Below are 24,379 nucleotides of genomic sequence, written 5' to 3'. Positions count from 1 at the left end.
ATCGCCGGCGCGCAAAGTGGGTGGGGTTAGAGCGTGAACAGACGTCTTTTGTTGGGCATCGCCGTTTTGTTGGTAGCGGGCGCCACGGTTTTCTTCTTCAGCGGCGCGCCGGATGCGATCAGCCAGAGCATCGACCGGGACCGGTTGATGCCGGTAGTCACTGCCAAAGTCGAGATGACCGACACCTATGATGTGCAGGCCCGCTATGCCGGACGCATCAATGCCAGCCGCTCCAGCAATCTTGGGTTTGAACGTCCGGGTCTTCTTGCCTCTGTCACTGTTGATGAAGGGGCCGTGGTGAAGGCGGGTGATGTTCTTGCCTCCCTCGACATCCGCAGCCTTGAAGCGCAACTGGCACAGGCCCGCGCGCAGGAACGTGAAGCCAGCGCGCGACTGTCCCTGTCCAAGGTAACCGTTGAGCGGCAGAAGAAGCTGCTTGAGCGCAAAAACGTCTCCCAGCAGCGCTACGACGAAGCGCGCTTTGAGGGGCAGGCCATTGCGGCGCAGCTTGCCGGTGCCCGCGCCAGCATCACGTCGCTTGAAGTAGCCATCGAGCTTGCATCCATCCGCGCGCCCTATGACGGTCATGTGGTCGCGCGCATGGTGGATGAGGGCACGGTGGTGAATGCCGGACAGCCGATCTTCCGCCTGCTGGAAAGCGCCAGCCTTGAAGCGCATATCGGCATTCCGCCGGACGCTTTGATTGGACTGGATGACGGCAAAATCCATCAGATTGAAGTGCGCGGTCAGCTTTACCCCGCAGCCCTGTCCAACGTCGTGTCCGAGGTTGATGCCGAGACGCGCACGGTCAACGCCATCTTCGTTGTTGAAGCGCCGTTTTCTCAGGTGCGTGCCGGTGAACTTGCCCGTGTGACACTCACGCAGACAATGACCGAACCAGGGTTCTGGGTGCCGCTTGCAGCGCTCACCGAAGGGCGGCGCGGACTGTGGGCGCTGTTCGTTGTGGCACCTGACACAGCCACAGGCGATGCGGCAGCTCAGGCACCCAAGAACGCCGGGATCGTTGAACGCCGCACGGTGCAGCTGCTCCATACGGAAGCAGACCGGGCCTTTGTGCGCGGCACACTCAAGAATGGCGAAGCCTATGTTGTGGAAGGATCGCACCGTCTGGCGCCGGGTCAGCGTGTGCGGATCGTCGAGCCACCGGCGGGCAACAGCACTGCCCAAGTCAGTCAATCCAGCGTCCAGTAGCGTTTAGCAAAGGCGGCAGCGCATATGTGGTCGAACCTGTTTTATCGAAATCCGCGTCTGACAGCCCTGACACTGGGCCTGATCATCATTGCGGGTTGGCTGGCGTTTTCCAGTCTGGGTCGCCAGGAAGACCCGGCACTGACCCGGCGCTTTGCCACGGTGATTACCTTCATGCCCGGTGCTGACGCACTGCGGATGGAGAGCCTGATTTCGCAGCCCATTGAAGAGCGTCTGCGCGAAGTTCCTGAGATCAAGGAAGTGAATTCTGACTCGCGGGCGGGCACGTCCCTCGTTCGTATCGAGCTGCATGACTATGTGATGGTGCCTGACCAGATCTGGTCCAAGGCGCGCAACAAACTCACCGAAGCCGAAGCGGTGCTGCCGCCTGCGGCTTCCAAGCCCGACCTTCAGGATCGCTCATCAACCGCCGTCACCATCGTGGTCGGTCTGGTGTGGGATCAAGAAGGACCGCCCCAGGTTGATATTCTGACCCGCCTTGCGGATGACCTTGAAGACCGCCTGCTGAACATTCCCGGCACCCGCGAAACGGACCTGCATGGCGAGGCCGAAGAAGAAGTGCTCGTGACCCTTGATGCGGTGGCGGTGTCGTCGCTCAATCTCAGCGTCGCGGAAATTTCGCGGGCCATCACGCTGGCAGACGCCAAGGTGTCCGCCGGTCAAATCCGCAACTCGGTCAATGATCTGTCCATTGAGGTGACAGGCGAATTGCAGAGCATCACGCAGATTGCCGATCTGCCGATCAAGCAACGCCCTGACGGCCAGATTGTTCGCCTGCGCGACATCGCGACCGTCACCAAGGGTGTGCGTGACCCGCCGCGCAGCTTGGCACTGGTGCGCGGTGAACGCGGCGTCATGGTCTCGGCCGAGATGGAAGCGGGTGGACGTGTGGACGTGTGGTCCATTCGCGCCGCAGACATCCTTGAGGACTTCGAGGCAGACCTGCCGCGCGGCATCAAGCAGGTCATTGTGTTTGACCAGAATGTCTATACGTCGGCGCGCCTTATTGAGCTTGGCTCCAACATGCTGCTGGGTGCAGCCATCGTCATGGGCGTGTTGCTGATTACCCTGGGTTGGAAATCGGCGCTGCTTGTTGGCGCAGCCCTGCCCCTATCCGTGCTGATGGTGTTCATCGGTTACAACCTCATCGGCATGCCGCTGCACCAGACATCCATGGTGGGCATCATCGTGTCGCTGGGCCTGTTGATCGACAACGCCATTGTGGTGGTCGATGACTTCAATGCCGCGCGCAAAAACGGCGCGAGTCCCGGCGAAGCCATATCGGAAACAATCTCGCATCTGTTTGTGCCGTTGTTCGCGTCGACGCTGACCACCTGTCTGGCTTTCGCGCCGATCTTCCTGGCGCCGGGCGGAGCAGGAGAGTTCGTGGGGCCGCTGGCCATCGGCGTGATCATGGCACTGAGCAGCTCGTTCTTCCTCGCCATGACCGTCATTCCGGCGATCGCCGGGTTCGTGTCCAACGACAATGACGCCGACACCCGCCGCGAGCAGGTGTGGTGGAAAGACGGCTACGTCAACCGCGAGCTGGCTGACCTCTATCGCAGGAGCATCCGACTCATTCTGCGGCGGCCGATCATCGGTGTCGCGGTTGCGATGGTGTTGCCAATTGTGGGCTTCACCATGGCCGGGTCGCTGGAAAACCAGTTCTTCCCGGCCAATGACCGCGACATGTTTCAGGTGCAGGTGTTCCTGCCGGCGCAGACATCCCTCGCGGAGACGCGTGTGGAAGTCGAGAAGATCCGCGAGCGGCTCAACAGCCATGAGTCCGTCGTCGACAGCTACTGGGTGATTGGCGATCCCGCGCCGCGCGTCTTCTACACCATGACCAATTCATCCGAAGGGCTGGCGTCCTATGCGGGTGCCTTTGTGCGCACGGTCTCGGGAGATGCCACGCTGAAATATCTGCCGCAGATCCAGAACGACCTGCGCAATACGTTCCCGAACGCCACCATCCTGGCTGTCCCGTTCGAGCAGGGGCCACCGGCCGACGCGCCGCTTGAAGTGCGCGTTGTTGGTCCGGATCTGGACGTGCTGCGGGAGGAGGGCGAAAAGCTGCGCGCCATCATGCACCGCACGTCCGGCGTCACCTACACGATTGCCAAGCTGGCTGGCGGCCAGCCGAAGCTAAGCGTCATTGCCAATGAGGACGAGGCCAAGAATGCGGGTCTGCAGGCGGTTGATATTGCCCGCTCGCTCGATGCGTCCTTTGAAGGGTCTGTTGGCGGCTCCGTTGTGGAGGCGACAGAAGAGCTGCCCGTGCGGGTGCGCGTGGGTGATGGGGGTCGCGGTGAGATCAGCGACATTCGCTCCGAGTACATTCTGCCGACCATTCGAGGCCCGCTGACGAATAACGGCATGCCCGGCGTGCCGCTGACGGCGATTGCGGAAATCGGACTTGTTCCCGAGCTTGCGGGTATCACCCGGCGCAATGGCGAGCGCACCAACACCATTCAGGGGTTCCTGGTGCCGTTTGAACTGCCGGCTGAAAATCTCGCCGAGTTCCGTCAGCACATGGCAGACGCAAACTACGAGCCGCCGCGCGGCTACCGGTTTGAGTTTGGTGGCGACGCGGAAAACCAGTCAGAGGCACTGGGCAGCTTTGCCGCCTTTGCCGGTCCGCTGCTGGTGTTGATGGCTGCGTCCATCATCCTGTCGTTCAACTCGTTCCGCTATGCGGGCATCGTCTTTGCGGTGGCTTTCCTGTCCGTCGGTCTGGCGCTGTTCGGTGTCTGGCTGTTCGGCAATCCGCTCGGCTTCGTTGCCATCGTCGGCACCATGGGTCTGGTGGGCCTTGCCATCAACGGGGCCATCATCGTGCTCTCGGCACTCAGGGCCGATGACGGGGCCAAGGAGGGCGATCTGCAGGCGGCGGAAGACGTTGTGATCAATGCCAGCCGCCACATCATCTCCACGACCCTGACAACGGTCGGCGGTTTCCTGCCGCTGATCCTGTTCGGCGGTCGCTTCTGGCAGCCCATGGCCACCGGCATTGCCGGTGGTGTGGGCGGCTCAGCCATCCTGGCGCTGTACTTCACCCCAGCCCTGTTCATCTGGATCGCCCGGCGCGAAGCAAGGCGGGCAGAAGAACAGCGGCTCAAGGGGCGCATTGCGCCTGCGGAGTAGGGGCGGCTTTTACTAAGCGACTGCGGCGGGTTCCTTGCTCTCGATTGAATCCGCTGACGTGGCGGTCTTGCCTGAGCCAAGGACCTTCGACATCACGTCACGCAGCGCGGCCTCCGGGTCGCTGCTCATGTCCATGGATCGCCAGGCTACGATGCGGTCGGGACGGACCAGAACGCATCCATCGTCACTGACTTCGCGCCTCTCGGTCCAGTCTCCGTACACATCATTGATGGGCAGGCCGAGAGATACTTGGACGGCTTCCATCTTTACGCCCAGCTCAGACGCCACGCTTTCCACGGCGTCCATCCATTTGCCGCCGTCGGCCCCCACTATGAGGGTGAACTGATCGTATTTGCACAGATCAAGCGTTGACGTGTCTTTGTCACCCACCGTCAGCCATGCATGGGGAACCGGGTTTCCGGGTACTGTTGTCGGCACATGAAACTGGTCTGCGTCCCGGTCAGACGGCTTGACGCTTGATCCGTCACCGACCACAGCGTCGGATTGATAGCTCTGGCCCAGTTCAACGCCATGGGCATTGAACTGTCCGTTCTGCAACTTCAGAGCCTCAAAAATCTTCTGCCGTTCGGGGCCTCCATCGGGGCCAAAAATCTCATCAATTTTCTGGTTTGCCTCGTCCCAGCTTGTCTGCGGCCCAAAGTCAAAAATGTTGATCCATTCGACCATCTCCATGACGCTCTGGATGGCCCGGTCGATGATCCGCCGGCCCACCGGTTGCCGCTCTACCGTGTAGGTGCGCAGCAGGTCTTCGCTTGCATGACCCTTAACCACCAAAGCGAGTTTCCAGGCCAGGTTGTAACTGTCCTGAATGGATGTGTTGCTGCCCAGCCCGTTTGCAGGAGGATGGCGGTGCGCTGCGTCCCCGGCGATGAAGAGACGGCCACGCTGATAGTTGGACGCAACCATATGGTTGAACTGCCAGGAGCTGGCCTTGCGGATTGAAAACTCGACACTGTCGTCGCCAATGGATGCGCGGATACTCTCCCTGATCGTTTCTTCACCGAGGTCGTGCGGGTCCCCTTCGGCGCGCAACAAAATGGTGCTCCACTCGGTCCACGGTTTGACGCAGGTCCAAACGCCCATGGTGCCGGTGCTTCCCGGCGTGAGGGTGACAAACAACGCGCCGGAGCGGTGAGCCGTATAGCGGCTCAGATCGGCATCGATCCAGACTGTCACGGCATCGCGGAGACCCATTACACCTTCAAACTCAAATCCGCCGTCAGTGCCCACGACCGTGCGCGATCCGTCGCAACCGATAGCGTAGCGCGCCCTGACCTTGAATTCCGGTGATCCGTCTCTGGGCACGACATGGGCTTCCACAAAGTCGCCCATGTCCTTGATTGAGCGGACTTCATGGTCTTGCCGGATGTCCGCGCCCAACTCTTGCGCGCGGCGGAGCAGGATGGGTTCCAGTGTGTTCTGCGCGATGTTGCACATCTCCGACGGACTGGCAGCCCGATAGTCACCGATCCGGTCATCGCCCGTGCCCCAGGTCATCATCCGGGACAGTTCGCGGCCGGCGAATGTCGTTGCGTATACCTGCTTGCCCATGAGGAGGTGGGGCAGGGCATTTGCCTGCGCTTCCTCCTCGATGCCGAGGTCTCTGAAAACCTCGACGGCGCGTTGGTTGGTGATGTGTGCACGGGGCGCGTTAGCAGTGCCGTATTTGGTCAGCGTCAGCGCATCAACGCCTGAGCGGGCAAGCAGACTTGCAGCTGTAAGACCTGCGGGGCCGGCGCCAACGATGAGAACGTCAGTTTCTATGGTTTTCATGGGTGTGTTCCTTTTCCTGCCTGCTGACTGGACCGGTCTTGCGTCTGGATCTGTCTGGCGTCACGTGATGATGAGCCGCGCGACAAAATCCGCGTGGCGTTCAACAGTCTCTTTTTTCAGGGGGTCGATTCCGGTGAGTTGCCGGCACTCAGGCGCAACCGCAAAGATCAGGGACGCGGCGCCAGCGAGTGTGTAGTAGACGTGGGGCAAGTCTTCTTCGGCGTAGCCAAGTGCATTGAGCATGTAGTCTGACAGGGCCTCAAAGCGTGGGCGCAGATGGGTCGAGATCAGCCAGTCGAGCCGCTCATCCGCGTTCTTGCCCTCATCCACCATGAGCCAGAAGAACTCAGGATATTCTGCAGAGAAGCGGACGAACTCTCTTATGGACTCGCGTGCGTTCTCCCGCTCGTCAGCTGATTGCGGCTGGGTGAGGCGGTCAAACAGGCGTTCGCCAATTTCTTCAAACAGATTGTCCGCAGCAGCGCGCCATAGCACGTCCTTGGTGCCAAAGTGGTAGGTGATCAATCCCTGATTGGTGCCTGCCACGCTGGCGATGTCACGGGTGCTGGTGCCATGAAATCCACGCTTGGCAAAGGATTGCCGCGCTGCATGCACAATGCGGGCGGATGTTTCTTCACGCTTTTTGGAGCGCGCGGTGCCGCCGGACTTTGCCGATGCGGCGTTTTCAGATTTTGAATCATCACGAACCATCAGGATGCGTCCTTCTTTGTGGTCTCAATGTCATGGAGAAGTTGCTGGAGTGCGTCTTGGTCGCCAGGGGCCATCTGCCTCAGGAAGGCGATGACCTCGTCAGGGATCCATTGCTCAACGGCGCTTGCAAAACTTGGGCGTTGCTTCATGCGTGCAAGCCATGCGGTGACACCGGGATAGGCTGCGATCATGTTGTCCAAGCTAAGATGCTCCAGCCGCAGCACATAGGGCAGGACTGCGCCATCGGCGATTGTTGGTGCCGCTCCTGCAAGCCACTGGGCGTGTTGGAGCCGCGTTTCCATTTCATCCAGCATCTTGATGAAGCGCTCGATCGCAGTTTTGAATTCGGGGGCCTCTACGCCGTGCTCAAGAACACTCCGCCGCTGTGCGCGGGCAATTGGATCGACGATGCGGGAAATGGCTGCCTCGCGTGTTTCAGCGGGCTGTGCGTTTACGAGGTGCCGGGGGCCGAGCGCGAACGTGATGACGGCTGCTTCTGCGTGGATCTTGTGATCAATCAGATGTGTCCATGACCGCATTCGATGCGCTTCAAGAGGATCATCGGGGACAAGCGGTTCGCCGCCACCGATCTGATCCAGATACATCATGATCAGGGACGACTCGAGAATGACCGTTTCATCGTCGAGAAGGGCGGGCACCACGTGATCGGGATGGATCTTGGTGTACCAATCCGCGTGTTGCTCCCCGGCCAGAAGGTCGATTTCCCGCGACGCGAATTCCATCTGCTTTTCAGAAAGCATCCACCGCACCTTCTGGGAGCAGGTGGAGACAGCATTGTGAAACAGGGTCAGCATGAGCAGCCTCAAAATTATTCGAATGAATAACAATTCGCTGGTCACTTGAACAGTAACAGGTTTGGCTTGTCAATCGAATAAATTAGTATGTTGGCGAAATGTCGGCATGGCGGCACACAAACTGCATTTTCTGTCACATCAGCGGCGAATTGGCCGCTTTAGGACAGAAACTGGGTCATTTGCCCCCCTGAATGACCCGCAGGAGTGCCAAAATGAAACACGTATCCCGGATTGCTGCCGTCGGCGCCTTGTCAGTGTCTCTCACTGCAACGCTGCTTGGCGCTGTTTCCTTCGCCGGTCCTGAAAAGGGCAAGGGAAGTTACGGCGGCCACGGCCCGAAAATGCCAAACGCACCGCATGTGTCCGTTGGCGTGCCGAAGGTTTCCACCCACGTCTTCAATGTATCCGTGCCCGTTCCCAACGTGCATGTGCCGATGTTTAACGGCGAGAAAGACAAGAAGGACGGTGGCACGGAGACGTTCCGCGAAAAAGAAACAATCATCGAGCGCGAAACCATTCGCGAGACCACCATCATCGAGCGTGAAGTCATCAACAACGAAACCGTCTTTATCGGCGGTGGCGGCGGATCATCTTTTGTCATCATGCAGCCGACACCGGTTGCCCTGGGCAAGATCGACGTGGTGGAGCCTCTTGCGCCCAAGCCTGTGAAGGCAGAGTGCATTGACGGCAAGGGTCATCTTTCCAACGCATGGCGTGTTGCGCCGGCTGAAATCGGTGTGGACTACAAGGGCGAAGTGTTCCGCTGCCCCGCCGGATATGCGCTGGGGGCCACGGTGGGTGAATGGGTCAATGGCCACGCTGACTACACCAATGGCTTTGTCATCGAGTGCCAGGGCGGTGAAGCTCTGCGCTTTGGCCAGGCTGGCCGTCTCGCCTGTGCTCCTGAAGAACGTCGTGCGGACCTCGGTCATGCGCAGCTCGCTGGTGGCCCGCTCGCCGAAGTGCTTATTCATCGTGGCACAGGTGCTGCGAGCGGTGGTCACGGCAGTGCCGCTGATCTTGGCGGCCTTGTGCTCACGGGTGGTGTTGGCGGTCGCGTTTACTAGAGGCTTTCCGACAGGAGAGTTGAAGGTGAAAGCGCGCTGACTGTCCTTGGTGCAGCCTTCATCTTTACCAGCGGGCGTTCAGGTTGGGGGACCTGAACGCCCGCTTTCTTTTGTGCAGTCCGCCTGCAGGTCAATCAGGCTGCCCAGCCGCCGTGAAAAGAAATCGGTACGTGGTGGCTGAGCCAGATTTTTGCCAGTGGCCCTGCGTCAACGGCATTGGCATCAAACACACCAAAGAAGGTGCGCTCGCTCTTTGCGTCAAGGCACTGGGCGATCAGCCAGCCATCGTCAATGGCGCCGGACTGTTCATCGCGGGCCACAAACACGGGCTCGCCGACCTGCGCATTGTCGATGCCGAAATCAAACACCTGCGTTTTGCCCGACTGCATGTCCATGCGCTTGACGCCGCTGTTCACGCCACCAATGCCGCCAACTGCATAGTAGCCGACCTTATGTGCGCCAAGCTGAACACGGGGATCCGTCATGGGGAACTCGTGATTGTCCGTATCAAGAATTTCTTCGCGCGCCTTGCCGGTGCTCAGTGACATGACATAGCGACGGATGGTGCCGGGGCGCTGGGCGTTGCCCATCTTGCCGTTCATGATCTGCTTGAAGAACGGGTTGTCGCCGATGAAGTGGTCCGGGTCATCGTAGCCGACAAAGTCCGCGATGATTTCATCTCCTGCCTCATATGAGTTCAGGGCGTGCCACATGAACGAGCCGGGCACATCAAAGAACTTCGGGTCGCCGCCGGACTTGGGCACAACCGCCAGAATGGTGCCCTGCGACTTGTCGAAAGTCAGGCTATCCGTAACGCTGTTGAAGCCTGCCAGGAATCCGACCGGCGAGAAATTACACGGGTGCAGCACAAAGATGATGCTGGACTTCGTGGCGAAGAAATCATGGATGTAGACCTGTCGCGGTGAGTCAAAGCTGAACTCGGTCGCCAGCTCCATGGACGGTTTGTAGACGGACACATGCAGCGACATGGTGGGGCCAAATCCCTGACCGGCCAGAATCCATTCATTGGTGGTGGGGTCCAGTTTGGCGTGCGCCTTGTACCCGCCGGAGATGGCAGAGGTGGGGAGGGTGGAGCGCGTCTCGAGGGTTTCAGGATCGAGCAGGAACGTCGCCCCACCTTCATCGCGCGCGGCGATCTTGCCGTTCACGGGATAGACCGTCACACCGGCCTGACTTGAAATGTCGCCGCCCATGAGATTGGACAGGACGCCGCCGGGGCGGCGTGTCGTCCAGGTGGCGTGCAGGTACTTGCCGGCTTCTTCCTCGGCCTGCAGTTTCGGCGTGTCGACGAAGGCGTTTGAGTAATGGGCCTTGCCGTCGCGGATCGCCAGGCGCTGCACCAGCCCGTCGCCGTCCAGCAGGTGCTGCTTGCGGTAGCCGTTGCGCTCAAACAGGCCGGGCCCGTTGCGGTAGAGCGTGCCGGACATGTCCGCGGGGAGGGTGCCTTCGATTTCGGGCACATAGTTGCGGCCGCCCTGTTCAGAGACCCCCAGCAGGGTCATCCAGTGAGGGGCCGCTTTCGTGGTTGTTGATGCGTGTGCTGATGACATGAAACCTCTGGTCGACAACTGAGCGGACATGGGGATCAAGGCGGCCGCGGCGGCACCTGTGCCGGTGAGAAGAGCACGGCGGCGGGTCAATCCCGTTGACTGGCCTGCTGGTTGGCTGGCCGACTGGCTGTTGGAGTCCTTGGTCATTCTGAGCTCTCCCTGCAGAGCGGATTGAAACAATCTTTACGCCGTTAAGATAGGTTGCATTCTAACGCTGTCAAGATTAGAAATGACCATGGCGAAGAAACCGGCGAAAAAACCTGCAAATGCGAGCAAATCTGCGGCTTACCACCATGGCGACCTGAAGCGGGAGCTGGTGGCTGCAGGGCGGCGTGTGCTGGAGGAAAGCGGCGTTGAAGGTCTCTCCCTGCGCGGCGTGGCGCGGGAGGCCGGGGTCAGCCAGGCCGCGCCCTACCATCACTTTGCAGACAAGGATGCACTTCTGGCCGCCATCGCAGCTGAAGGGTTTGCCGGATTATCTGCCGAGATGGCGAAACGGTCGTCGGGGGCTAAAAACTCCGGCGCCCATATGGGTGGCCTGGGCGCTGGCTATATCGTTTTCGCGTTTGAGAATCCGGAACTGTTTCGCCTGATGCATGGTCCGCGCTTTGCCGTCGCCGAGAAATATGACGATCTGCTCGTCATTGCGTCTGAAAGCTTCACTATGCTGCGTGACGGCGTTGCGGCCTGCCTGCCAGGCGCAAGTGATGCGGACATCGACACCGCCTGCACAGCCGCCTGGTCGCTCGTGCATGGGGCGTCCATGCTCATTGTCGATAAGCGCATAGAGGCGGGCAGCACCGTCGAAGAGATTGCTGCTTTTGCCGATACCCTGACGTCGCAGTTGCCTGTCTCACGGCCGCGCTGACACATCCACACGGCACAAAAAAATAGGGGAGATCCGTTCTGGATCTCCCCTTAGTGTTTGCGCCTAGAACCCCGACGGTTGTTAGCGCTGCTCGATACGTCTCAGAAGTCTGCCCTGCGTGGCCTACCAGTCTGAGCCGTAAGTGGCGGTGTTGCCGATTGACGTGGCCTGGATAGATGAGAAGGCCGCGTGGTTTGTGTTGTCCGTCTTCAGGTTCACAGAAGACTTGATGTTGGCGTTATTCGTCTGATTGCTCGTCGCGTTCAGGGGTGCCTCATTGCCATAGCCGGCGGCGGCTCCATGAACGGAGTTGCCGATAGCTGTGGCCGAACCGTGTACCTGACCCCAGCCATCGCTGGTTGTGAGGTTGGTCGTTGCTGTCACCCGGGCGTTGTTGGTCTGCCCGATGGCCATGTTGGACCCGGTGAAGTTGGAGCCGGCGAGAACCTTGTTGCCGATGGCCACAGAGTTTGCACCCACATAGCCGTCGATGGTGTCCACAGTCACGTCAACCTTTGCACGCACCTGGCCGTCATTGGTCTGGTTCGATGTGAGGTCCAGAGTTGAGCCTCGGGTCGCCGCCGTGAAATCGTTGGCAAATGAAGCCGCAGTTGCGTCCACGCCGGAGCCGTCGTCATACACAACCTTCACATCCGAGATCACCGAGTTGAGGTTGATCTGGCCGTTGAGGACCGTAGACGTTGGCAGCGTAGGGGCTGCAGAGGATGCGTCTGAGGCATCGGTGTCTGCAATGGCGTCAACAATCGCGTCGGCACCTACACCGCCTGTCGTGGCACCACCCGTGGTGGCTTCCTGAGCGTAGGCAGCGCTAGAGAGAGCCGCGAAGACCGCTATCGACGTTGCCATTAGAGCCTGCATACCAGCCGTACGGGCGATTGCGTGTGCCATAGTCGTATCCTCCAGAAGTCGTCATCGGTGCAGGCTGTGGAGCTACTGCACGGGGGGAGTAAGGTGTTGCTGCGGGGTAAGCCGGAGCAGCCTGGATCGGAGCAGGTGCATTGTAGGTCGGTGCAGCTGCGTAGGTCTGGGTCGTGTGACCCTGTGTTGCGTGGGGAACCTTCACTGCGTGGGAGGACCCGTTGAGGTCGTTCACGTAGCGATTGTTGTGCAGGCTGCCGCCACCCAGGGGATCGTTGCCGTTGCAGGTCTGTGGACCAACAGAGTAGAGGCTGCCGACCATCTCAAGCACGGCACGTTCCACGACAGAGCGAACTGCCAGCTGGATTGGCTCAAGAGCCTTTTCACCAGCACCAACGTCGATAAGGTTGCCGCCGAAGAAGTCAAACACACCTGCGCGCAGTTCGCGGCCGATGATCTGCTTCTGGTAGGAGATCACGTCCACAACTTCGAGTGTGGATGTGCGCACCAGGCGGAGGTCAAGACCAACATTCAGCACATACTGCTTGGCAACCAGAGTTGCCGTTGTGCCCAGTGGGTTTTCTTCAGAGAACAGACCGTCAAGACCACCGGAGCGGATGTTGAAGTTCAGTTCCGTGATGCCGCCAACGAGGTAATAGTCGGAGCCGGGGATCTGGCCGGCGTGTACCTGACGGTACGCACCCTTTTCACCCGTGTCGCCGATCAGCTTGTTGTTGGCATATTTCAGCTCAAGCTCGGAGACGCCTGTGTCGAAACGTTCGACGAGACGAACGCCGGACTTGGCAAGGGCGGAGATGGCCATCAGGGCTGCGCCCTGGGTGACCTTGCGGCCGCCTTCAAATTCTTCCTTGCCGGTGTAGTCAGCAATCTGACCAACCGCGATGCGCGGACCGGACATGCCCTGGCTGCGCACGTGGCGGGACAGGCAACGCAGTGCCGTGGAGTACGGCGTTTCGTTGCTGATCACCGGCGCGTTGCCGATTGGTGTCGCGTAGGTGCCGCTGGGGCCTGCAACAGGACTGATGCAGCCGGCCAGAGCCAGCGCGCCAAACGTCAGTGCAATGCCGCGAAGCGGGGTGCGTGTCTTTGTCGGGGATTTAGTCAAGATCGAGCGTGCCATTGAGAACGGCCTCCTGATCGCCATTGTTTATTTGTGTTGAGTTGACGATCACTGTGTTGTTGTTGCCATTGGTTACGACGTTGAGCTGGTTACCGACGGCCAACGCAGAGCCGAAGATGCCAGAAGTCCCGACGCCAGAACCTTCACCAGCGACACCTGCAGTGTTGCTGAATTGAGTGAACGTATTGGAAACGACCCGATTCCCATTTGCATCACGGGTTGACGGGTTGAAGGCGCGATTGGTTTCGCCCGGCTGATCACCGTATGGGGTGTTCATGGTGTAGTTCTCTTCCCACGGCTCGTTGGCCGCCAGAGCTTCACCTGCCGTCATGCTCAGGGCTGCAATGCCCAGGGCTGCAACGCCACCGGCAACAGCTGCGAACCATTCGGTACGCTTCTGTGCTTTTTTCTGGTTTTGCGTAGAGCCCAACATGGCGTGTCGCTTTCCTTCGTTGATGTGCGTCCGGGGGTAGCGCACAGACCGATAGGAGCAATGGCCGTGCCAGTGAAAAACCGTGCCGTCCGAATACGGATTAACCATGGAAACGGCAGTTTTCAGTGGTGGGGCCTGGTGGCGATCGTTCATGAAGCTGACAACCGCGAGAACCGTGCCAGTCTGAGATGTCCCGGTTTGATCCAAAGCGGGACACTCACCTGCTCAGGGCGTGCTTAAACGGGGCATGGTGGATTGGGGCGGCTTGCCAATTTGGTGCGGTTACGGCCATCTAGGGCTGAAAACGACGCAAAATGCAGCTTATTGGGAGAGATCACGTGCCAGCGACCCTCGAGTTCTTTTACGACTGTTCCAGCCCCTGGACCTATCTGGCCTTCTCTCGGGTGGAAGATGTGGCCAGGCGGGCAGGGGCGACCATCGACTGGCGGCCGGTTCTGGTGGGCGGCATCTTCAACAAGGTTAACGAAGCGGTCTATGAGCAGCGTGCCAATCCGCATCCCGTAAAGGGGCGTTATTACGTTAAGGATTTGCAGGACTGGGCAAAGTTCTGCGGCGTCAAGATCGGCATGCCGCCGGTGTTCCCCGTGCGGGCCGTTGATGTGATGCGTGGGGCCATCTATGCGCTGGATGAAGGCAAGGTCGTGGACTACAGCCGCGCGGCTTTTGAGGCCTATTGGGGTGATCTCAAGGATATCTCGCAGCCTGAAATCCTTAACGAGATCTGCGATCAGGCGGGGCTGGACTGGGACGGGTTCCAGGCGGCCATCAAGTCTGACGATGCCAAGGGTCGTTTGAGAGCCAATACAGAAGAAGTCATTGAGCGTGGTGGCTTTGGCTCGCCAACCATGTTCGTTAACAAGACGGACATGTATTTCGGCAATGACAGGCTGGAACTTGTTGAATCCGCCCTCAAAGCCGCAGGAGATGCCGCGTGAATGACGACCTGACCCCATCGGGGGGTTCCGATGACCGCCAGCCGCCAGCCAGTTATCCCATGTTTCGGGCGCCAACCATCCTGATTGGCCTGGTGGCGGTCTTTATTGGCATTCATCTGGCGCGTGAGCTGTTGTTCGACATACAGGCGGATTTTCAGTTTCTTGCCAATTTTGCGCTCATTCCGGCGCGCTATGGGGCGGGGCCCGACGGGGCGCAGCTGGTCTTTCCCTATCCGGTCTGGGGCGCCGTATGGACTCCGCTCTCCTACATCTTCCTGCATGGCGGCTGGATGCATCTGGTCTTTAACTCGGTCTGGTTGCTGGCTTTCGGCACCCCTGTCGCACGACGGCTGGGGACATTCCGGTTTATCGGGTTTTTCCTGATTTGCGGCATCATTGCCGGGATCGTTTACGCAACGGCCCATGTCGGCGAGTTTGTGATTGTTGTCGGAGCCTCAGGTGCCATTTCCGGCGTCATTGCCGGGGCGGCGCTGTTTGTTTTCGAAAGCAGCGGCCCCCTGGCGCGCTTTGGGTTTGATCACTCAACCGAGGCCCTGCGTGCCATTCCACGCCGCCCTGCCCACAAAGTGCTGTCCAGCGGCCCGGCCATGATGTTTGTTGGGGTCTGGCTCGGACTGGCCTTGCTAATGGGTTTTTTGGGCGTCGGTGCCACATCCGAGACCCAGAACATTGCCTGGGAGGCTCATATTGCGGGCTTCGTTGCGGGGATTTTGCTGTTCCGCCGGTTCGATCCGGGGGTCGAGGCAGATGAATAACAAGCAACTTACGGAAAATAGGGATTAACCTATTGAAAGCGTTGCGTGACTTCCCAAATCCAGAACACGCCCCGCGCACCAGACGTGTCACTTGATGCGGCAGTCGGATGCCTGCGGAGCATCCTTTTTTCAGGAGTGATTGTTCAAAATGAGCGACGCCACAGCTTCTAACGCCGGTGAAACACCCAACGAAGACACCACCACCAAACGCCTCGGTTCTGATGCCAATGGTGATGAAGCGCTCTGGGTCCGGCTGCTGTTTATGCTTGGTTTCTGGTTCCTCGGAAATCTGGCCTTCTCGATCTCGATTTTCCTCGGTGCCTTGCAGTTCGTGGTGATACTTGTTCGAGGTGAAGCCAATGAAGAACTCAAGACCTTCAGCCGCAACCTCATTCAGTTCGTCTGGCAGTGCCTGGCCTATGTGACGTTCAATCAGGATCAGAAGCCGTTCCCGCTGAACCGCTTCCCGGACACCAAGAACGACGACTAGTTCGTTCTGAGACCTGCCCCCTGCTAAAGCAGAGGCTAGTCTAAGAGGTCGGCTCGGCTAGATCAGAGGCTAGTCCAAGAGGTCGGCTCTGCTAGAGCAAAGGCTCCAGATACACAGGATCGCCGCCGTCGAGGATCAACCCCTTGATGGCGGCGGTTCCGTTTTCAGCAACGGCTGCAATCACCGTTATGCTGCGTTCGTCGCGCATGTCTTCGAGTACACGCCCTTCGCCTTCCGGTACGAAGTAGCTTTCAATCCCGTATTCAATTGTCGCCTGCAGGCAGCGCACGCAACGTTCAGACTCCGGTACGGCTGGCGTCGGCGTGATGCCGTCCACGTCGGGGGCAACGGTGGTCGGTGTGGTGGGACTTCTATCCAACCATGCTATGCGGCCCTTAATGGTGACTGCGGTTCCTTCAGTATCCGGGTAGTCCGGAAAAATACCGTTGGCACGCCATAGCCCGTCTGCATGTTCTGTTAACGTCACATAAACAGGGCTACCTGCAGTCAGGTCGTCGGCGTCTTCTGCAAGGCTGTCCATTGGCAGCCGTGAGATGTCATAAGTCAGGATGACGTAGTCGCCCCGGAAGATGTCGCGCGGATCGACTGGTGCAGTCGCCAGCCGGACTTCCGTTCCCGAGGAGAGCAGGGTGATGCGTTCGATCACGATCTGGCCCAGCAGGGCGGTCATCAAAACGCCCGCAAGGATCAAGCCCCAGAACCGGTAAGGCGCACGCGAAATGCTTTCAAGCCAGTCCGTCATGGCTCAGCCCTCCGTCTGTGATTTGGATTGTTGTGCCAGCAGCCGCGTCCTGATGCGGCCAAGGCCTACACTCAGGCCGATGAGCAGCAGGCCGCCGATGGCAAAGAAGGCGGCGGTGTCCAGCAAAGTGCCTACTGTTTCGAAGTAGACGTAAAGCGCCATGAGGCCGAAGGCTGCAAAGCCCAGATTGATGCTGAAGCGGTCATGGGTGCGGGTGCCATAACTGACGCACCAGACCGACGCTCCAAAATAGGCAATGACGAAGAGCCAATCGATGACGTCACCCCAGGCAAGGCGTGCATAGGGAAATGCGATGAGCACCAGCACGGCACCAACAATCACGGCCATGTCCGGCAACAGCAGGCGCGACTGGGAAAAGGCCCACCCGCTGGTCCCCAACACAGCAGCGCCAAGTAGGGCAGCCAGCCACATGTAATGGTCTTCGTCGGGCAGCAGACCTTCTGCTGCCAGAGGCAACCAGAACGCCACGGCCATGGCAGCAAACAGTCCCCAATGGATCATCGCGTCCTCAAAGGGAGCAATGACGCGCAGGGAGATATGCCCCTTGGCGAAGATGGTGAGGGCCACCAGGGTTGCCAGCACCATCACGCTGTCCAGCGACCAGTCGAGGTGCCCCAGCAGCCACATGGCCGTCACGAAGAACCAGACACCCCAGGCAAAGATGATGAGGTGAGCCGCCGGGCGCCACCCCATGCCGGCGGCAAGCAGGCTGGCAAAGGAGATGGGGATCAGGAACTGCCAGTGCAGGACGCTTGGGTCCTCGGTCAGGACGGCGACGCTCCACATGGGCGCAAGGATGATGGCCAGTATGAGCGCAGCGCGTGATGGCACCAGCCAGGCGGTCAGCAAGGCACCTGCCAGCCACAGCATCAGGCCGTCCGAGTACTCGCCGCCGATGTGATACATCTGGCCGATCAACATGATCGAGACACCGAACAGTATCACCGCCAGAAGAATGGCTGCTTCGGTGTAGAGCGCCCGACCAACCTCATCGCCTTCCTCATCCACACGGATGCGCCATGCGGCAATGCCCACCGCGCCCCACATGCCAAATGCCAGCATCAGCAGTTTTGTGAGCTTCGACATCTCGGTCCAGTTGGCGGCCACAAAGCTCATGGCCGCAAAGCCGAGCAGAACCACACCAAGCACAGCCAGAATGGTGGTGAGGGACGTGCCGCTGCCGGTGCCTTCAGCGTCCTTGATGATGGCGGGGATCTTGGCTGGATCCACCAGACCACGCTGGGACCAGCGGTCGAGATCGCCCTTCAGGCGTTTGAGATATTGCTGCCGCAGGATCATGGTCGGGCCGTCCCTGGAATATGTGGTGGAACGCGAGTAGGCGGGTAATGCGCCGGAAATGCGGCCAGCTTAGGCTCTGAAATCTGTCATAAAAGCCCCTAAATGTGTCAACATAGCTGTCCTAACTTGTTGACCTTGTTCATCTTCTTGGCTTGTCGCGTCGGAATGTCGCGCTCATACTTGCGGTTCGTATGCGCGGAGTGTTCCTGAGAAGGATTCGTACGTGTTTCCGCAGTAAATGGGCCATATTCGGCTGAATTCTGCGGATAAGCGGTGCTTCGCGTTTGTTTCATCATCGCTGGATAAGGGAGAGCGTGTGATGACTGTATCTAGCATCCTGAAGGACAAGGGTCGGGATGTTGCGACGATTACGCCAGAGGCCACGTTACAGGACGCGGTCAATATGCTGGCGGCAAAGCGCATTGGCGCCATCGTCGTGACCGACTTTGCACAGCGCGTGGCAGGCATCCTGTCTGAACGTGACATTGTGCGGGCGACATCAAGCAGCGGCTGCGATGCGCTCAAAGAACCGGTATCGGCCCATATGACCCGCGAAGTTGTGACCTGCAGCCTGCAGGATTCAACCGAGCGTCTTATGGAAATGATGACGGCAGGGCGCATGCGGCACCTGCCTGTCACAGAAGACGGCAAGCTGACCGGGATCATATCAATCGGTGACGTCGTGAAGCGGCGCATCGCTGATGCGGAACTCGAAGCTGAATCTTTGAAGGCGTATATCGCCAGCGGCTAAGAGTTTTGATTCGCCGTTAGGTCGATTTTTGGGGCGTATTGGACGCAATGCTTGCGCCTGACTTGGCGTATTGAGCTTTGCGTTCTGCGCTCCATTGGTCGATCTCGTCCTTTGGCACACCATAGGCAATGCCGCGTTCAACACCTGGACGCGCCCTTACACGGTCCACCCACGCCATGAGGCGGGGGGACTTGGTGATGTCCACCTTGCTCCATTTCCAGCCGCGCACCCATGGCCAGATGGAAATGTCGGCGACGGTAAACTCATTTCCACAGATGAAGTCGTGGGCTTCAAGCCGCGATTCCAGAATCGCAACAAGACGTTGTGCTTCATTGTTGAAGCGCGTCAGCGGGTGCTCTTTCTTGATCGGCTCCACGTCGTCCATGTAGCGCGTGTAGCTGAGCTTGTTTCCGAACGTCGGGCCGAGATTGGCTGCTTGCCAATAGAGCCATGGCACCACATCCCACTTGCGCTCATCCAAAGGCAGAAGCGGGGTCGGGAATTGCTCCGCCAGATATTCCAGAATGGCGCAGCTTTCCATTATGGCCCGGCCATCATGGATGATCGCCGGAATTTTCTGATTTGCATTGATGGCGGTGAAGGCGTCGGAAAACTGATCTCCATTGCGCAGGTCGATGGTGTGGACCGAGACCGCTGGCAGCGCTGCACCGGCCTCCTTGAGTTCTTCCACCATGATCGAGGCCTTCCAGCCATTCGGTGTGGCCGCGGTGTAAAGGTCGATGGCCATCTGGCGCTCCTACTCCGAAACCGGTTCGCCGGGCATGTCGGGTTTGCCACTGAGGAAATCCATGGCCTCCCGGATCACCGGCATGGCCTCCCGCGCGGCTTCTTCGCCTAGCTTGATGCACTCGTCTGCCTTGTGAAAATCGCTCAGGGAGATGTGGCCGATACGTGGAGCCACCATCACATCGGGTGGATCACCGGCAAGGCGCATGCGTGCGAGGCGGTCCTGAATAATGTTGAGGGCGCCCATCATCACTGTCGTGATGCCAGGCGTTTTTTTGTCCCAGCCAAAAAGCTGACGTACCAGCGCGCGGTCAGGCCGCGTGGCGCGGGAGACCATGGCACGGGCGAGGGATGCGCCGCCGCCGTTTTGCTGTTCGTCATATCCAAAGTCCAGCTTGTCTATCTGTTCACCTTCGGTGACCATGCCAAGCCCATAGGTGTCAGAGGACAGGGACACGGCAATCACGAGGCGCGCGCCGAACGCACGGCATACGGAGGCCGGGACCGGGTTCACCAGCGCCCCATCCACCAGCCAGCGATCTTCGATTTTGACCGGCGTGAAGACAGCGGGCAGGGCATAGGACGCCCGCAGGGCGGGAACGAGCTTTCCCTCCCGCAGCCAGATCTCATGACCGGTTGCCAGCTCCGTCGCGACGGCAATGAAGCGCGTGCCCAGTTCCTGTAGTTCGACGTCTCCCAGATCATCTTCCAGGAGCCGGGCGAGCTTCATGCCGGACAAAAGACCAGACCCGCCAAAGGTCATGTCGAGCAATCCCAGGACACGGCGGGGTGTGAGGCTACGGGCCCAGGCCTCGATTTCATCCAGCTTGCCGGCGGAGTAACAGCCGCCCACAACAGCCCCGATGGAGGTACCCGCAATAATGTCCGGCTTGATACCTTCTTCCATCAACACCCGCATGATGCCGATATGCGCCCAGCCGCGCGCGACGCCGCCGCCAAGTGCCAAGCCAATTCGGGGTCGCGTCATAGCCTCAAAATCCTTATGGTCCGCAGCCGTTTTGGCTCATGCGACTCTTGGTCAATATCGTTGGCCGCAGGATGCCAGCATTGGCCATATGTGCAAGTCACTCTTGGGCGACAGAATTGAGGAGACGTGAGCGATGGAGCTTGAGACCGACCGCATGACCTTCCGTCCATTCCAGCCGGGTGACTGGCAGGATCTCAGAGCCATTCAGGCCGATGCACGCGCGACCGATACCCTGTCCGCCGACGGCAAGCCCTTTCCCGAGCAAAAGAGCCGTGATGCCGCGCGCACATGGGCGGCCCACTGGGACCTCCATGGGTTTGGCATCTGGCACATCACCGACAAGGAGACGGACCGGTTTTGTGCCTATGCCGGACTGCGGCTTGTGCTGTTTTACGGCAAGCCAATTGTGGAACTGGCCTATGCAGTGGCGCCTGATTTCTGGAAGCAGGGGCGGGGTCACGAGTTTGCACGGCCCTGCGTGGACGATGTGTTTGAGCGCACCGGCCTTGAAGAAGCATGGTGTTTCACGCTCGTACGCAACACTGCCTCACAGAAAGTCATGCAGGGCGCAGGCTTCGTGTTCACCCATCACGGGGACCACGTCGGTCTGCCGCATTTCTTCTGCAAGATGAACCGGGACCAGTGGGGCGGTCCACGCCAGGTCACACCGTAGCCCCGGACTTGATCCGGGGCCTACTCGCAGACCGCTTGATTGAGAGCGGTGCAGGCGGGGTGATGCGCATGACGCGCGCAAGGACTTAAACCGACAGGCTCGCAGATGCCGACCTGCAAGTGGACCCCGGATCAAGTCCGCGGACACGGTGCGCGTGATGCTCTAGAGCTTGGTGGGGTTCGGCGCGTCGCCATAGACTTCGACCGGGTCGAACGTCTTCTGGTCTTCCTTGTAGGTCAGTACCACCGACTTGAAGTCACCTTCGGTCTCGCGTTCCCCCATGGGGATTTCGCGATAGAAGCAGGACATGTAGCCGACGTGGCATGAGGCGCCCGAGCCGGCCACGTCCACTTTCATCCACACCGAGTCCTGATCGTCATCGATGCGCAGCTCGACGATCTTCTGGACAAGGCCAGAGGTCGCACCCTTGTGCCAGACAGCCTGACGCGAGCGGGAGAAGTAGTGCGCTTCACCGGTCTCGATGGCTTTGGCAAAAGCCTCGTCGTTCATGTAGCCGACCATCAGCACGTCACCTGTATGCACATCCGTGGTCACAACCGGCATCAGGCCATTGGCATCGAACTTCGGTGCCAGGTCGTGGCCTTCTTCCACCTGCTCAACGGTCACGCGGGGGGCAAATTCAGGTTTTGTGGTCATGGGTCTAACTCGCAAATAACATCTGCAAACAACGACGGCCCTGCATACATAATATGCAGGGCCGCAGAAATCATGTCTGAAGCGACAGGTTCTAGTAGCTACGGTCGCCGCGCACAAGGCGGAAGAAACGCTCTTCCATGCGCGGATCGTCCTTGAAGACGCCCGTGAACTGGGTCGTAATCGTGGCCACATCGGGCTTTTTGATGCCGCGCGTCGTCATGCACTGGTGCTTTGCTTCAATCATCACCGCGACACCGGCAGGCTTCAGGGCGCTGACAATGGTCTCAGCAATCTGGGCCGTCATGGTCTCCTGCGTCTGCAGGCGCTTGGCGTAGATCTCGATCACGCGGGCCAGCTTGGAAATGCCCACAACAGAGTTGATCGGCATATAGGCGATGTGCGCCTTGCCGAGGATCGGCACCATGTGATGTTCACAGTGGCTTTCCAGCGAGATATCGCGAAGCATCACGATGTCGTTGTAGCCCTCAACCTCTTCAAAGGTGCGTCCCAGCACTTCGGAAGGGTCCTCATCATAGCCTTCGAAGAATTCCTCGTAGGCGCGGACAACCCGTGATGGGGTGTCGATCAGGCCTTCGCGGTCCGGGTTGTCACCGGCCCACGAAATAAGGGTCCGCACGGCTGCTTCGGCTTCGGAGCGGCTGGGGCGGGTCTCTGTCGTTTCAGTCATGTCGGTGGCATCCATTTTATCAACCATGGCGTCCATCGGTCTGGTCCTTCCTTGCGCACGCGCGGCCCCCCGTCCCGGTAGCGAAAACATCCGGGAATGAGGCGCGGCGAGGCGCTTCATTGGTGAAATCGGGGCGCGAAGCCTTGTAACGGCTCAGTCTTTTAGTATTCGGCACGCGCGCCGGTAGTGGATATATGGCACGGGCAGGCCCGGTCCACATTGCTTAAACTGCGCATACAGTATTGCACATTTGCGATATCAGCCGCGAACACATCTTGTCTGAAACCGTTAAGACATACGTGTGTTGCGCAAGGTTGGATGACAAGAGGGCTTGGAATTCTGCCGATTTGAGCACAAATTCAGCGTCATGAGCCAAACAGTCACCGAAAATGGCCTCAACGAGGTCTACAACCGCCGGATTCTGGAACTCGCCGCAGATATTCCGCGGATTGGCGTTCTGGAGGATGCAGACGCGTCCGCGACGGCCATCAGCAAGATGTGCGGGTCCAAAGTGACCGTGCATCTCAAGATGGCCCAAGGAAAAGTCAGTGACTTTTCCCATGAGGTTCAGGCCTGCGCCCTGGGGCAAGCGTCCTCGTCAGTCCTGGCCGCACATATCGTCGGCTCCACTCGCGATGAGGTTAAAGTGGCGCGGGATGCCATGCGGGCCATGCTGAAGGAGGAGGGTGCGCCCCCCACGGGCAAGTGGTCCGATCTCGAGGTTCTTCAGCCGGCCCGTGAGTTCCGCAATCGCCATCAGTCGATCCTGCTCACCTTCGAGGCGACGCTTGATGCGATCGGCCAGGTTGAAACACAAAGTGCTGCTTGACCTTCCCCCTGCTGGAAGGTGCATCGTTCTCACATGCGCTTCTTCATTGCACCATTTCTGGCCGTCCTGATTCTTATCACGGCTGCTGCTCCGGCCTTTGCGTCCGCTGACATGGCGGGCGCGCATGCCTTTGGGTGTGACATGATGGAGATGGACAACACCGGCCACGACATGCCCGTGGACCCGGAAACGGACCCGTCCAAACTTCGTCTGTGTCCTTTAGCAGCGTCCTGCATGGTCGGCATCAAAACGGCATCGGGACCGTTGCGCGTTGCGCAGCCATGGGTCCATGCCTCGTTTGAGGCTGCCTTTACGCCTGCCAGCGTTGGCAAGACCTACACACTCGATCCACCTCCGCCCCGTCTGAGCTAGGTCGCTGCCGTTTTCAACGGCGGCTTCAGCTTGAGCCTTTCAGACAATCCATCTGCGCCAGCGTGCCCGACCGGGACGCCTCGCGCTCATATGCGGAGCTTCTTCATGTCTATCAAAATTCGTTTTCATCAGCTGCCCTCACTGATTGCAGCATGTGCCTTTATCTCTGTCGGGAGTGCACATGCTGCCGGTTCAGGGGACCATCATCATGGCGCCGGGCACGGTTCGATGAATGGTTCGATGCATGGTGCACAGCAGGCAATGGCAGGCCCTATGTCCTTCGGCAAACCGGGCAAGCTGGCGGATGCTGAACGGGTCATCGAGATCGTCATGGGTGACAACTACTTTGAGCCGGAAACGCTATCGGTCTCGGCGGGCGAGACTGTCCACTTCAAGATCGCCAACAACGGCACGCTGGTTCATGAGTTCAATCTGGGCACGCCGTCCTATCATGAAGCGCATCAGGGCGAGATGATGATGATGCAGCAGCACGGCGTCCTGATGGGCGATCACATCAATCACGAGATGATGAACACCCCCATGGGCGAAGACGGCCACATGATGACCCATGATCATCCCAACAGCGTACTGCTTGAGCCGGGCAAGAGCGGTGACGTTGTGTGGACCTTCACGTCCGGCGGTGACATAGAGTTTGCGTGCAACGTGCCGGGCCATTATGCGGCCGGCATGGTCGGCACGGTAGATGTGGAGTAGCC

Annotated in this window: 25 protein-coding genes; 12 read left to right on the top strand and 13 right to left on the bottom strand. The window is 59.3% G+C overall.

The features are described from left to right. The first annotated feature begins 33 nt into the window (after positions 1 to 33). Complete coding sequence (locus BN1012_RS08990) at positions 34 to 1,212, top strand: efflux RND transporter periplasmic adaptor subunit (protein WP_145973441.1); 1,179 nt, start codon at positions 34 to 36, stop codon at positions 1,210 to 1,212. A 24-nt stretch (positions 1,213 to 1,236) separates the two neighbouring features. Continuing rightward, the gene (locus BN1012_RS08985; RefSeq protein WP_043949355.1) at positions 1,237 to 4,374 is read left to right on the top strand and encodes an efflux RND transporter permease subunit; all 3,138 of its coding nucleotides are present in this window, start codon (positions 1,237 to 1,239) and stop codon (positions 4,372 to 4,374) included. A 12-nt stretch (positions 4,375 to 4,386) separates the two neighbouring features. On the opposite strand, the gene BN1012_RS08980 is transcribed toward BN1012_RS08985, so the two are convergent. From BN1012_RS08980 to BN1012_RS16865, 3 genes are read right to left on the bottom strand one after another with little or no spacing between them, the layout of a single operon-like run. After that, entirely contained in the window at positions 4,387 to 6,168 is a 1,782-nt protein-coding gene (locus BN1012_RS08980) for an FAD-dependent monooxygenase (RefSeq protein ID WP_043949354.1), read from the bottom strand. Positions 6,169 to 6,228: 60 nt separating this feature from the next. Continuing rightward, a complete protein-coding gene (locus BN1012_RS08975) occupies positions 6,229 to 6,879 on the bottom strand; it encodes a TetR/AcrR family transcriptional regulator (RefSeq protein ID WP_043949353.1) in 651 nt (216 codons plus the stop codon). Beyond that, positions 6,879 to 7,694, bottom strand: coding sequence for a glutathione S-transferase family protein (locus tag BN1012_RS16865; protein WP_052534937.1), 816 nt, complete (start codon positions 7,692 to 7,694; stop codon positions 6,879 to 6,881). The genes BN1012_RS08975 and BN1012_RS16865 overlap by 1 nt, the downstream gene beginning before the upstream one ends. Positions 7,695 to 7,906: 212 nt before the next feature. Here BN1012_RS16865 and BN1012_RS16860 point away from each other — a divergent pair, with 212 nt between their 5' ends. After that, complete coding sequence (locus BN1012_RS16860; protein ID WP_052534932.1) at positions 7,907 to 8,761, top strand: hypothetical protein; 855 nt, start codon at positions 7,907 to 7,909, stop codon at positions 8,759 to 8,761. A 134-nt stretch (positions 8,762 to 8,895) separates the two neighbouring features. Here BN1012_RS16860 and BN1012_RS08960 read toward each other — a convergent pair whose 3' ends face one another. After that, complete coding sequence (locus BN1012_RS08960; protein WP_052534923.1) at positions 8,896 to 10,479, bottom strand: carotenoid oxygenase family protein; 1,584 nt, start codon at positions 10,477 to 10,479, stop codon at positions 8,896 to 8,898. 88 nt (positions 10,480 to 10,567) lie between these two features. Between BN1012_RS08960 and BN1012_RS08955 the strand changes: the two genes are divergently transcribed. Continuing rightward, positions 10,568 to 11,200, top strand: coding sequence for a TetR/AcrR family transcriptional regulator (locus tag BN1012_RS08955; protein ID WP_043950856.1), 633 nt, complete (start codon positions 10,568 to 10,570; stop codon positions 11,198 to 11,200). Between the two features lie 123 nt (positions 11,201 to 11,323). On the opposite strand, the gene BN1012_RS08950 is transcribed toward BN1012_RS08955, so the two are convergent. Genes BN1012_RS08950 through hfaA form a run of 3 tightly spaced genes read right to left on the bottom strand, consistent with a single transcriptional unit; the run spans position 11,324 to position 13,806 of the window. Then, entirely contained in the window at positions 11,324 to 12,067 is a 744-nt protein-coding gene (locus BN1012_RS08950) for a hypothetical protein (RefSeq protein WP_043949352.1), read from the bottom strand. Next, the gene (gene hfaB / locus BN1012_RS08945; protein WP_052534918.1) at positions 12,030 to 13,220 is read right to left on the bottom strand and encodes a holdfast anchoring protein HfaB; all 1,191 of its coding nucleotides are present in this window, start codon (positions 13,218 to 13,220) and stop codon (positions 12,030 to 12,032) included. The genes BN1012_RS08950 and hfaB overlap by 38 nt, the downstream gene beginning before the upstream one ends. Next, complete coding sequence (hfaA, locus tag BN1012_RS17630; RefSeq protein ID WP_052534916.1) at positions 13,198 to 13,806, bottom strand: holdfast anchoring protein HfaA; 609 nt, start codon at positions 13,804 to 13,806, stop codon at positions 13,198 to 13,200. The genes hfaB and hfaA overlap by 23 nt, the downstream gene beginning before the upstream one ends. 185 nt (positions 13,807 to 13,991) lie before the next feature. On the opposite strand from hfaA, the gene BN1012_RS08935 reads away from it, so the two are divergent. From BN1012_RS08935 to BN1012_RS08925, 3 genes are all read left to right on the top strand, one after another. Continuing rightward, positions 13,992 to 14,609, top strand: a complete 618-nt coding sequence (locus tag BN1012_RS08935; protein ID WP_244442885.1) for a 2-hydroxychromene-2-carboxylate isomerase — start codon at positions 13,992 to 13,994, stop codon at positions 14,607 to 14,609. Further along, the gene (locus BN1012_RS08930; RefSeq protein WP_043949350.1) at positions 14,606 to 15,385 is read left to right on the top strand and encodes a rhomboid family intramembrane serine protease; all 780 of its coding nucleotides are present in this window, start codon (positions 14,606 to 14,608) and stop codon (positions 15,383 to 15,385) included. Before BN1012_RS08935 ends, BN1012_RS08930 begins: the two co-directional genes overlap by 4 nt. A gap of 148 nt (positions 15,386 to 15,533) precedes the next feature. Further along, positions 15,534 to 15,875, top strand: coding sequence for a DUF4389 domain-containing protein (locus BN1012_RS08925; protein ID WP_052534914.1), 342 nt, complete (start codon positions 15,534 to 15,536; stop codon positions 15,873 to 15,875). Positions 15,876 to 15,966: 91 nt separating this feature from the next. Here BN1012_RS08925 and BN1012_RS08920 read toward each other — a convergent pair whose 3' ends face one another. Both BN1012_RS08920 and BN1012_RS08915 read right to left on the bottom strand, forming a co-directional pair. Then, positions 15,967 to 16,638 (bottom strand): GDYXXLXY domain-containing protein, encoded by a 672-nt coding sequence (locus BN1012_RS08920; RefSeq protein ID WP_043949349.1) that lies wholly within the window; start codon positions 16,636 to 16,638, stop codon positions 15,967 to 15,969. A gap of 3 nt (positions 16,639 to 16,641) precedes the next feature. After that, a complete protein-coding gene (locus BN1012_RS08915) occupies positions 16,642 to 17,958 on the bottom strand; it encodes a DUF2157 domain-containing protein (protein ID WP_043949348.1) in 1,317 nt (438 codons plus the stop codon). Between the two features lie 319 nt (positions 17,959 to 18,277). Between BN1012_RS08915 and BN1012_RS08910 the strand changes: the two genes are divergently transcribed. Continuing rightward, on the top strand, positions 18,278 to 18,709 hold the full coding sequence (locus BN1012_RS08910) for a CBS domain-containing protein (RefSeq protein ID WP_043950852.1): 432 nt from the start codon (positions 18,278 to 18,280) through the stop codon (positions 18,707 to 18,709). 16 nt (positions 18,710 to 18,725) lie between these two features. Here the strand turns inward: BN1012_RS08910 and BN1012_RS08905 are convergent, their stop codons facing one another. After that, the gene (locus tag BN1012_RS08905) at positions 18,726 to 19,457 is read right to left on the bottom strand and encodes a glutathione S-transferase family protein (RefSeq protein WP_043949347.1); all 732 of its coding nucleotides are present in this window, start codon (positions 19,455 to 19,457) and stop codon (positions 18,726 to 18,728) included. Positions 19,458 to 19,466: 9 nt separating this feature from the next. Further along, the gene (locus tag BN1012_RS08900) at positions 19,467 to 20,444 is read right to left on the bottom strand and encodes a patatin-like phospholipase family protein (protein WP_043949346.1); all 978 of its coding nucleotides are present in this window, start codon (positions 20,442 to 20,444) and stop codon (positions 19,467 to 19,469) included. Between the two features lie 133 nt (positions 20,445 to 20,577). On the opposite strand from BN1012_RS08900, the gene BN1012_RS08895 reads away from it, so the two are divergent. After that, entirely contained in the window at positions 20,578 to 21,117 is a 540-nt protein-coding gene (locus BN1012_RS08895) for a GNAT family N-acetyltransferase (RefSeq protein ID WP_052534911.1), read from the top strand. Positions 21,118 to 21,279: 162 nt separating this feature from the next. On the opposite strand, the gene hisI is transcribed toward BN1012_RS08895, so the two are convergent. Together hisI and folE are read right to left on the bottom strand one after the other, a co-directional pair. After that, positions 21,280 to 21,774: a phosphoribosyl-AMP cyclohydrolase gene (gene hisI / locus BN1012_RS08890; protein WP_043949345.1), complete on the bottom strand. Its 495-nt coding sequence runs from the start codon at positions 21,772 to 21,774 to the stop codon at positions 21,280 to 21,282. A 91-nt stretch (positions 21,775 to 21,865) separates the two neighbouring features. Then, positions 21,866 to 22,462: a GTP cyclohydrolase I FolE gene (gene folE / locus BN1012_RS08885; protein ID WP_420887262.1), complete on the bottom strand. Its 597-nt coding sequence runs from the start codon at positions 22,460 to 22,462 to the stop codon at positions 21,866 to 21,868. A gap of 367 nt (positions 22,463 to 22,829) precedes the next feature. On the opposite strand from folE, the gene BN1012_RS08880 reads away from it, so the two are divergent. The 3 genes from BN1012_RS08880 to BN1012_RS08870 all read left to right on the top strand — a co-directional run bounded on the left by BN1012_RS08880 (position 22,830) and on the right by BN1012_RS08870 (position 24,377). After that, complete coding sequence (locus BN1012_RS08880; protein WP_043949343.1) at positions 22,830 to 23,291, top strand: iron-sulfur cluster assembly scaffold protein; 462 nt, start codon at positions 22,830 to 22,832, stop codon at positions 23,289 to 23,291. A gap of 33 nt (positions 23,292 to 23,324) precedes the next feature. Continuing rightward, the gene (locus BN1012_RS08875; RefSeq protein WP_043949342.1) at positions 23,325 to 23,663 is read left to right on the top strand and encodes a hypothetical protein; all 339 of its coding nucleotides are present in this window, start codon (positions 23,325 to 23,327) and stop codon (positions 23,661 to 23,663) included. Positions 23,664 to 23,768: 105 nt separating this feature from the next. Then, positions 23,769 to 24,377, top strand: coding sequence for a cupredoxin domain-containing protein (locus tag BN1012_RS08870; RefSeq protein WP_052535617.1), 609 nt, complete (start codon positions 23,769 to 23,771; stop codon positions 24,375 to 24,377). The last annotated feature ends 2 nt before the right edge of the window (positions 24,378 to 24,379 follow it).

This window comes from Candidatus Phaeomarinobacter ectocarpi (assembly GCF_000689395.1).
Taxonomy (GTDB): Bacteria; Pseudomonadota; Alphaproteobacteria; order CGMCC-115125; family CGMCC-115125; genus Pyruvatibacter; species Pyruvatibacter ectocarpi.
The sequence above is the reverse complement of the archived record's forward strand: the minus strand, read 5'-3'. Positions and strand labels throughout refer to the sequence as shown.